Origin of the sequence: Acinetobacter sp. 148 (assembly GCF_031196675.1) — a bacterium.
Classification (GTDB): Bacteria; Pseudomonadota; Gammaproteobacteria; order Pseudomonadales; family Moraxellaceae; genus Acinetobacter; species Acinetobacter baumannii.
Map to the genome: position 1 here is coordinate 1 of NZ_JAVIMT010000018.1, position 8,816 is coordinate 8,816.

The 8,816-nt window shown below is 34.9% G+C and carries 10 protein-coding genes; 5 read left to right on the forward strand and 5 right to left on the reverse strand.

Annotation, left to right across the window (positions count from 1 at the left end):
• The first annotated feature begins 23 nt into the window (after nt 1-23).
• Together RFX69_RS03615 and RFX69_RS03620 are read left to right on the forward strand one after the other, a co-directional pair.
• Nucleotides 24-701 (forward strand): HAD family hydrolase, encoded by a 678-nt coding sequence (locus tag RFX69_RS03615; RefSeq protein ID WP_005129015.1) that lies wholly within the window; start codon nt 24-26, stop codon nt 699-701.
• A gap of 132 nt (nt 702-833) precedes the next feature.
• A complete protein-coding gene (locus RFX69_RS03620) occupies nt 834-1,262 on the forward strand; it encodes a GNAT family N-acetyltransferase (protein WP_228414122.1) in 429 nt (142 codons plus the stop codon).
• Nucleotides 1,263-1,356: 94 nt separating this feature from the next.
• Here the strand turns inward: RFX69_RS03620 and RFX69_RS03625 are convergent, their stop codons facing one another.
• The 3 genes from RFX69_RS03625 to RFX69_RS03635 form a co-directional block, all read right to left on the reverse strand.
• Entirely contained in the window at nt 1,357-1,815 is a 459-nt protein-coding gene (locus RFX69_RS03625) for a hypothetical protein (protein ID WP_001127331.1), read from the reverse strand.
• 252 nt (nt 1,816-2,067) lie between these two features.
• A complete protein-coding gene (locus RFX69_RS03630) occupies nt 2,068-2,262 on the reverse strand; it encodes a hypothetical protein (RefSeq protein ID WP_001984101.1) in 195 nt (64 codons plus the stop codon).
• A 157-nt stretch (nt 2,263-2,419) separates the two neighbouring features.
• Nucleotides 2,420-3,370: a 3-hydroxyacyl-CoA dehydrogenase NAD-binding domain-containing protein gene (locus RFX69_RS03635; RefSeq protein WP_289332740.1), complete on the reverse strand. Its 951-nt coding sequence runs from the start codon at nt 3,368-3,370 to the stop codon at nt 2,420-2,422.
• A 251-nt stretch (nt 3,371-3,621) separates the two neighbouring features.
• On the opposite strand from RFX69_RS03635, the gene RFX69_RS03640 reads away from it, so the two are divergent.
• From RFX69_RS03640 to RFX69_RS03650, 3 genes are all read left to right on the forward strand, one after another.
• Complete coding sequence (locus RFX69_RS03640; RefSeq protein ID WP_025466232.1) at nt 3,622-4,320, forward strand: DUF1826 domain-containing protein; 699 nt, start codon at nt 3,622-3,624, stop codon at nt 4,318-4,320.
• 209 nt (nt 4,321-4,529) lie between these two features.
• The gene (locus RFX69_RS03645; RefSeq protein ID WP_289332741.1) at nt 4,530-5,558 is read left to right on the forward strand and encodes a MerR family transcriptional regulator; all 1,029 of its coding nucleotides are present in this window, start codon (nt 4,530-4,532) and stop codon (nt 5,556-5,558) included.
• 339 nt (nt 5,559-5,897) lie between these two features.
• Complete coding sequence (locus tag RFX69_RS03650; protein ID WP_000760391.1) at nt 5,898-6,335, forward strand: DUF2147 domain-containing protein; 438 nt, start codon at nt 5,898-5,900, stop codon at nt 6,333-6,335.
• Between the two features lie 94 nt (nt 6,336-6,429).
• On the opposite strand, the gene RFX69_RS03655 is transcribed toward RFX69_RS03650, so the two are convergent.
• Both RFX69_RS03655 and RFX69_RS03660 read right to left on the reverse strand, forming a co-directional pair.
• The gene (locus RFX69_RS03655) at nt 6,430-7,734 is read right to left on the reverse strand and encodes an MFS transporter (protein ID WP_078202305.1); all 1,305 of its coding nucleotides are present in this window, start codon (nt 7,732-7,734) and stop codon (nt 6,430-6,432) included.
• A 264-nt stretch (nt 7,735-7,998) separates the two neighbouring features.
• Nucleotides 7,999-8,559, reverse strand: coding sequence for a TetR/AcrR family transcriptional regulator (locus RFX69_RS03660; RefSeq protein WP_289333133.1), 561 nt, complete (start codon nt 8,557-8,559; stop codon nt 7,999-8,001).
• Between the last annotated feature and the right edge of the window lie 257 nt (nt 8,560-8,816).

Genomic DNA, 8,816 nt, shown 5'->3' on the forward strand with positions numbered 1-8,816 from the left:
CGACAAACCCGGTACGGTTCAAAATGAAAAAAGTTCTCTTGTTTGACCTAGATCAAACTATTCTTAACCGAAATGAATCACTTTTAAAATTTCTTAACTGGCAAGTAAGCTACTTAAACTTAGTACCCCATGAGCTAAAAAAATCTTTTATTAACCGATTCATAGAGCTAGACAATAACGGAAGCGTTTGGAAAGATATTGTTTACAGTCAATTAATTAAAGATTTTAATATCAAAAAATATAATACGTCTGAATTGCTGCAATCTTACATTAATGATTTTAATAAATTCTCTACAGCATTTGAAAATGCTCCAAAAACTATTCAAAATCTTCATGCTCAAGGATACACATTAGGCTTAGTATCCAATGGAAAAACACCTTTTCAGGAGAAAAATTTTTATGCTTTAGAATTAACGGACTATTTTTCGATTATCGTGATTTCTGAAGCTATAGGTTTAAGAAAACCAGATCCTGAAATCTATTTATACACTTGCAATCAACTAGATTGTAAGCCATCAGATTGTATTTTTATTGGAGACAATCCCAAAGCAGATATAGAAGGTGCCAAAAAAATTGGTATGAAAACAATATATTTTCATCCAACTCTTACCCTTCATCCTTCTCTTTCAGATGCAAGTATTCATCATTACGATGAACTCGAAGAAACGGTTAGAAGGTTAATTAATCCGCCTCATTTTTAATCTAATACGCTCTATATGAAAAAGGCTAATTTAAATAATTAGCTAAATTATTTATCTTGTTTTATATCGTATGAATATTTTTGAAAAAACGAAGTCTTGAATATTATAGATAATACTTGCAGGAAAAAAATAATGGAAATTTCATTAAGATTCGCGAACACTGCCGATCTCAAAGCTATAAACGAACGCTATGCCGAAATTGATTTTGTACCATCACATGCTGGTGAACTTATTGTACTAGCTTCTATTGATGAGAAAATTATTGGTCAAGGTAGAGTTGTGGGTATTGATGCTAACAGCGGCGAGCTTGGTGGAATTTATGTTTTTCCGGGCAATGAAGGGTTAGGAATCGCCCGTAAGGTAGTTGATTTCTTAATTAAAAATTCAGATTTTTCTATGCTTTACTGTTTACCCTTTGCCAAGTTAGAAGGTTTTTACTGCTCTATGGGTTTTGCTGCTGTGAAAGACATGGCTCAAGTTCCAGAAGCTATACTAAAAAAACATGAGTGGTGTAACAGTAATTACGACAAACCGGTTTTACTTTTAGAAAGAAGTAAATAAAGGAATATCTATAAAAAAACCGCCCCAGAAGGCGGTGGCTGAATTTAAACCAGCAATATATAGAAGTATGGTGGACGAATACTTCTATATTCTTTTACGAAGGAGTTTTATTGGTTTTCATAAAATCTTCCGATTTAAAATATTTAATAATCATATCTGCATGCTCTTCTTTAGGAGGAGCAACAGTCACAGGAAATGATTCTTTAGAAATTTTAAATCCGTGCGGAATTAATTGTGAAATTGGTGGAAATTTAGGTTTTCCGCCATCGGTAATTCGCTCGATAAAACTTGCTAACCAGAGCAAATACTCTCCTTCGTTTTCAAACTTCGGCATCACACTTAGATCAACTTTGACTTTACATTCACTAAGAGGCTTCGTGAGCTGCTCGTCAAAATCAATATAATTGAACTTAAGTTTAAACTCAGTCCCTTTAATGGCCTTACGTATCTGACTGATTAAACAATTCAGATTTTGTGTAAGGTCATTGGTGAATAAGTCGTCTTTTTTAATATTCTTATAAACCTTTTCAGCCACGGCTAAATACTTTGGCATTTTTACCCTCCTCAATCTCAATTGTTATAAAGTTTTGATCTTAAAATGTTTTATGGTTCTGATTATGATTAAACAAATGTAAAGGAGTGAAACAATATTATACTCAAACGTAAGTAGTTAAAGCTTTATGTAAAGACTATTGAACAATCACCTAAAAAAATTATGGTTTTGATAACTCATCCGCAATTTTTTTAAAAATATTATTATCTTTTGAAATATTTATTTTCAATTAAAAATTACCATTTGGTAAAATTAATACGGTCTCATTTGCTGATCTCGTCTTACGAGTCCTAAAACTGATCTACGAACTCTTATTTCATCTTCAGAAAATGGTAAATGCTCTTTTAGCTCATCTATAGAAAGTGAATTATTTTCTATTAAAAAACAGTCTTGTTCGGTCGTCCAACGTGAAGCTATTGATTCGGTTTGTTTCCAGTAACGTTTCATATGCCCTAGTAAATTAATCAGTCTAAAAGCTTACGATGAGTGCAAGCTTTTTATAGATTGTGTGCGGAAAGAAGAATAGGAATAGTACCGAAATACTCAAAAATAAAAAAGCCAAACACCTCAATAAAGCACTGTTTGGCCTTTCATAAAAACTGGTTTAATCCAACTCTAATTGTTGTCTCAATTTTAAAATATCGACTAGTCCTTTATCCCTTTTTTGAGATAAATCGACATCTTTATAATGTGTTAAAAGCTCTTTAGTTTGTTCTTCTAGCAACTCAGTAGTTTCTTCAGAGTGCTGAAAATTTTGCATATCATTCCACCATTCGGTCATAGGTGGTCCTAAATGGTGAATTGCCTCTTTAAACCCCTTCTGATTGGCAAGTTCCATATTTATATAGGGGCCAAATAAAGCCCATCTCAGCCCAGGCCCACTGATGATTGCTATATCAACATCTTCTGCCGAACACACCCCTTCTTTAACCAGTGAAAATGCCTCTCGCCACAAAGCAGCTTGTAAACGATTTGCTACATGTCCTTTAACTTCTTTATTTAAAACAATCGGATGCTTACCCAAACTTTGATAAAACTCGGAAGCTTTCTTTAAAATTTGCGGATCTGTTAATTTTCCACCCACAATTTCGACCAAAGGTAACAGATGAGGTGGGTTAAATGGATGACCTAAAAAAATACGCTCGGGATGAGTTGCATCTTTTTGAAAGTCAGAAACTTTTAGACCTGAAGAACTTGAAGCAATTAGTGTTTTTTCAGGGCAATATGAAGTGATTTCTTGATATAAATTTTGCTTTAAATCTAACCGTTCCGGTGCATTTTCTTGAATAAAATCGGCATCAATCACCGCATCTTTTAAGTTGTTGTAAAGCTCTAAATTTAGAAAAATATCTTGTAAATGATGACTTGAATCTGTTTGCTGATCTAAAGCGAGCAAATCACTAAGATTTGCCTGTATTCTCTTTTTAAATAATTCTTCGTCTATTGGATAAGGGTCATATACCTTTACCTTAAAGCCTTTATATAAAAATAATGCTGTCCAGCTTGCACCAATGACACCGACACCAACCACACCGATTGTTTTAATTCCTTCCATATCTTCCTCGTGACCTTATTACTTCAAAACTTTTCTTATTCCCTTTCATGACTATAAAAATAGTCGACTTCTTACCTTTTCTCAGTTATTCAAAGCTAATTTATAATAAGCACGCCTAACCAGAACTTCATACAATTATTGTACTTTTCTTGCATTACCTTCATTTTTTAAGCAAATTTTGGCTACTGCTTGCAACCCTATAAGCGCTAAGGGTGTATGATTGGCAAGATTTTGAGCCATTTAACTTTAATATGACAAATACATTTTCTGACCACAAGCAAGTTGAAGTGGTATCTACTTTTGCTGAACTTGTGAATACACATTTTCAGGGAAATAAGAATGCTATTTGTTGGCACAGAAATTTGGTGGGCGACTTTAAAGAAATTGTGGCTAAACTTGAGTTAAAAGAAAATATTACCGAAATTTCTACAGAAGACCTGTTAGCACTTGAGCTTTCAGAACAAGGTGATTTGGCTCGAGATATTATTTTAAAAGACATGCAGCTCTTAACTGATATGGGTGCATCACCTGTACTTAATTTACTTAAGCATTATGAACGTGATGAAGAGCTCGATTTTATTTCAACAGATGTCTATTCATTTCATGTTGATCGTTCCCCTATTGAAACCGACACATTCTTATGTACTTATCACGGTGCGGCTAGCGACATTGTGCCGAATGATCAGGTTGAACAAAAAGTTTTAATTCAAGAAATTAGAGAAAAGCTCAAAGCTTTACATGACGGCCCAGAAGCCGAATTTGAAAGCTTTTTAGCAGAGTATTTTTTTGATTTACATTATCAGCCTAAAGCCCATGCACAACCTATAAATTTGGGTACAGGACACTTATGGCGCTTAGCAGTAGATCATCCCACTCAAAAGGTTTTACCGTGTGTGCATCGGGCACCTGTTGAAAAAGATGGTGAATATCGGTTGCTATTGATTTGTTAGGTATTTCAATATCTTATATAAAACCAGTCAAAAACCAAAAATTACTTTTAGAATCGTGAAGAATTTCTGGTCGTTAAACCACAGTAAAAAGATAAATCTGAACATTTACCAAAAATAAAATAATAAAAAATTATGATTTAAAGTAGTTGACCCTCACGTAACGTAAGCCCCTAGCATAAAACACGCCTAAGGAAGAAGGAGCTAAAAAGATGCTGTTAAAAGTTGGTGAATTGGCTAAGCAAACAGGACTTACTGTCCGTGCTCTTCATCACTATGACGATATCGGTTTACTTCAGCCTTCTGCCCGGTCCGATGCTGGTTATCGACTATATACCCCTAAAGACATCACTCGTTTGCATCAAATTCAAGCATTACGAGGGCTGGGTATGTCGCTAGCCGAAATCTATACGGTTCTTGAAGATCCCAATCTAGCACTTTTACCGATTATTGATCGGCAGATTCAAGCAATTGATCAAAGACTGGCAGAGCAGAAGAAATTGCGAAATCAGCTTGGACAATTGAAATCTCAGCTCATCAATGGTGAAGAACTTGATTTGGAGGATTGGCTAAATATGCTGGAGCTTATAGCAATGTACGAGAAATACTTTACGCAAGAAGAACTTGAAAAGCTTACATTTTTACAATCAGGTACTAAAACCCACCAAGAATGGCAAGAGTTAACTCAAGCTGTAAATACGGTATTTAATGCTGGAGAATCATCTAGCAGTGAAACCGCTCAAAAGCTCGCCCATAAGTGGATGAAAACACTTGAGCAGAATACGCGCACCAATCCAGAATGGCTTGTTAAATTAAATAACATCAATTCTGCAGAACCTGAATTTCAGGAAAAATTAGGGGTACTGCCAGAAGTTGTTGACTTTTTACTTAGGGCCTTTTCAGAGAGTAAGCTGAGTATTTTTGCTCGTTATTTATCTGATAATGAGTTTGCTTTTTTAAAGGAAAATTATGGTCGCGAGATGAAAAAATGGCCTCAACTATTAGTCGATATTGAGAAATTGATTGACGCTGAGGTTAAACCGAATAGTGAAGGAGCAAAGCGTTTGGCACAGCAATGGCTCTCTATGCTACAAGGTTATACTGGCGAAAATCCAAGTACTCAAGAAAAGATCCGTACAGCAATGCAAAATGAACCAAGCCTTGCTGACGGTACTTGGCTCAAACCAGTTACCCTACACTTTCTAGAAAAAGCAGTAGCAGCATTCAAGCATACTGCTTAGTTCTATCTATCAATTTAAATGGCTCTTTTTTTTCAGGAAGAGCCATTTACCCGTAAATATGATTAAAGAAAAGAAACAGTTTCAAGATTTTTAGTTATAAAGCTGAATATTGCAGACTGTGATTCAATACTAACTAAATGACTTTAAAAAACTTAATAATTCTGTCCATTCTCGCAATTGCATAAGTAATGTATTCAAAATAATATTTAGACAAATAGATTATAACTTTACATATTGTTAAGCTTATAGATCAATACTAAGAAGATTGTGAAGTTAAATTTAAAATGAATCATTTTTGGCAGTTAAAGCCATCCATATTTAATTAGAGAAACATTTGATATGAAAAAATATTTATTATTAATTTTATTCAGCTTTTATTCGGTTCATTCATTTGCTTCGGACAAACTACATGGCAGTGTTTGGAAAACTATTGATGATGCCACCAATCAACCGAGAGCGCTGGTAAGATTTAGCCAAGACAAAAATGGAGTTCTATCCGCAAATATTGAAAAAATCCTTGTTCCAAGCGAAGCCAATAAATGTACGATGTGTGAAGGGACTTATAAAAATAAATCTTTAATTGGTTTAACCATTGTCAAAAATTTAAAAAACGTAGGTCAAAATAAATATGACAAAGGATCTATTCTCGATCCTCAGTCAGACAAGACTTATCGCTTTAGCGTAACCGTATCACCAGATGGGGAAAAACTTACCGCTCGCGGCTACATTGGTATTTCTGCAATTGGCCGAAACCAAACATGGTATCGAGTTAAATAATCCATGAGTAGCTTGTGACCAACTCTCTGAAGCTACTCACCGATCATAATTACGGTCTATATATGCACTATGTAAATTCTATATTTAGACCGTATTATGACCGATACTTGGCCTGAATCATCAGCATGATAATGACGAATAGCGAAGGTATGGCAGCAATCACAAATAAATGGGTAATGACCAGAAATTGAGAGAGATAACCGCCAAATAACGGCCCAATGACAGAACCCAAACGAGCAATTCCAATACTCCAGCCCACCCCTGTAGTACGAAGTGAAACTGGGTAATAACTGGCCGACAAAGCATTAATGGCAGGTTGCCCACCAACAATGGCAAAGCCGGCAATAAAAATGATAATAAACAATAAAACGATATGACTAACAGAATAGCCAATTAAAGCAACACTAATTACTGCAACCAAAAAAACAGGAATTAATACTTTATAAAATCCTGTCTTATCAATTTTAAGGCCCATCACCACACTACCAATCGTACCGCCTAATTGTAGAGTGGAGCCGATCAACAATGCCTGATTTAATGAAAGCCCGGACTCTTTGGCCAAAGTCGGTAGCCAATTTGCCAGAAAATATAAACTGATCATATTTAAAATACTGATGATCCAGATGGAATAGGTAAAAAACGCACGCTGATTTTTAAATAACTCAAGCGGTGACTTTTTAACCTGAACCTCAGTATTATTGATGATTTTTATCTCTGCATTGAATGTTAATGCTGGATAAAACTTCTTTAACCAAAACAAAATTTTGGAGCTATTTTTGCTATTTTCACTCAAAAAATATAAAGATTCTGGCAACTTAAAGAATGTGATAAAGAAAATAATTAAAGGGATAATACCGCCAAAATAAAAAATCGCCTGCCATCCTCCCCAAGGAACTAGTAAGGCTGATATTCCGCCCCCCAACATTGCCCCTACCGTATAGCCACAAGAAATGACCATCATGGTAAAAATACGAGATTGATATGGAACAATTTCGGAGCTATAAGCCATCACATTTGGCATGATACCGCCTAAAAAAATTCCTGTAACAAAACGGATTACGGTCAATTGCTCAATATTGCCTACATGTGGTGTCAACAGCATCAATATGGAGAATATAAAGGTCGAGATCAGTAGTATCGGACGGCGACCAAAACGATCAGAAAGTGAACTTAATAAAAATGATCCAACAAACAAACCAAACAAGCTTGCACTAAACACAACTCCCAGCATCGATTTTTGAACACCCCATTCTTCTATAATCAGTGGGGCTGCGTAAGCCATGGACTGAATGTCATACCCATCCATAATCATTAGTAATAAGCAGGTAACCAAAATAAATTTTTGATACGGTCCAACTTTCTGCTGATTGATCAAATCACTTAATACAATTTCTTTCATGGTATTCCTTTCTCCATGACTCGCTTTAAATTAATTCCATTTTAATTATGATATACGTAATCTATTTACGATTAGCGTAAAAATAAAATAGCAATATTATCGCCACAAAGTCAAAAATATTAATTTTTATAATATAAACAGTATGTTATATCTAATTATTTGATCTAAACTGAGTAATGAGCTCACATCATCGCATGGTGTATATGGTCTGCTCATCTAATAAAAATCAAGCAAACCATACATCCTTTTATTTAAATAACTCATTTACCTCAAATAAGTTGGCTTAAAAAAATACTCCATCACCACGTCCCTTTCATCCAAACTCTTTGTACTCAAAAACTCGAACATCAAGCCATCTATTAAGTTTAAAACCATATTGGCATCGGGTTTTAACGCACGTGTTTCTAAGCTAAAAATCAGTTCAAAAATTTCACGAGTCAGCCATTTTCTATACTCAATTGCCATACGGTAAGCCTGCTGGTAAGCCACTTTAATTTCAAACAAAGCTTTAAGTAGCAAGTGATACAGACTGTTAGAGTTAACATGTAAAACTACTATTTCCTTGAGCTTATCGGTTGGCGTGCAATAACGGCTTGAATAGATAATCGCAAGCACTTCTTCTTTAAGTAGACTTTTTTGGAAAGCTATACACATTTCAATAAGTCGTTCTTTTGAGTGAAAATAGTTATACAAGGTGGCTTTCGGTATTTCTGATTCTTTGACAATCAGGTCTACGCCTGTTGTATGAAATCCATGTGTGGTAAACAAACGAATAGCGGTACGAATAATGTGTAATTTTTTAGAAGAGGTTTCTAAATTTGGCATAGTTTTACCGTTATAAATTCTTGTTGTATGTAAAGAGATAGAAATACCGTCACTCTTAAAATGAGTGCTAAATACAGGCATGCAAAAGCCGCACAAGTGGTGTGCTCGCCTATCTCGAGTTTTGTTGTTGATATGATTTTTAGTCGTGACGATTCTTAAGGTGTAGAAAACCTAGAGCCGTTTTAAAGACTGTTCTGGCGGTATAAATAAAGAGAATTTGGCAATCGCCAATAAATAAGAAATAGTACGCATGTGCG

Bases quoted from the DNA above. Each gene is read 5' to 3' on its own strand.
- RFX69_RS03655 (WP_078202305.1), bottom strand. From the start codon at position 7,734: ATGAAAGAAATTGTATTAAGTGATTTGATCAATCAGCAGAAAGTTGGA.
- RFX69_RS03645 (WP_289332741.1), top strand. From the start codon at position 4,530: ATGCTGTTAAAAGTTGGTGAATTGGCTAAGCAAACAGGACTTACTGTC.
- RFX69_RS03625 (WP_001127331.1), bottom strand. From the start codon at position 1,815: ATGCCAAAGTATTTAGCCGTGGCTGAAAAGGTTTATAAGAATATTAAA.
- RFX69_RS03635 (WP_289332740.1), bottom strand. From the start codon at position 3,370: ATGGAAGGAATTAAAACAATCGGTGTGGTTGGTGTCGGTGTCATTGGT.
- RFX69_RS03640 (WP_025466232.1), top strand. From the start codon at position 3,622: ATGACAAATACATTTTCTGACCACAAGCAAGTTGAAGTGGTATCTACT.
- RFX69_RS03660 (WP_289333133.1), bottom strand. From the start codon at position 8,559: ATGCCAAATTTAGAAACCTCTTCTAAAAAATTACACATTATTCGTACC.
- RFX69_RS03650 (WP_000760391.1), top strand. From the start codon at position 5,898: ATGAAAAAATATTTATTATTAATTTTATTCAGCTTTTATTCGGTTCAT.
- RFX69_RS03615 (WP_005129015.1), top strand. From the start codon at position 24: ATGAAAAAAGTTCTCTTGTTTGACCTAGATCAAACTATTCTTAACCGA.
- RFX69_RS03630 (WP_001984101.1), bottom strand. From the start codon at position 2,262: ATGAAACGTTACTGGAAACAAACCGAATCAATAGCTTCACGTTGGACG.
- RFX69_RS03620 (WP_228414122.1), top strand. From the start codon at position 834: ATGGAAATTTCATTAAGATTCGCGAACACTGCCGATCTCAAAGCTATA.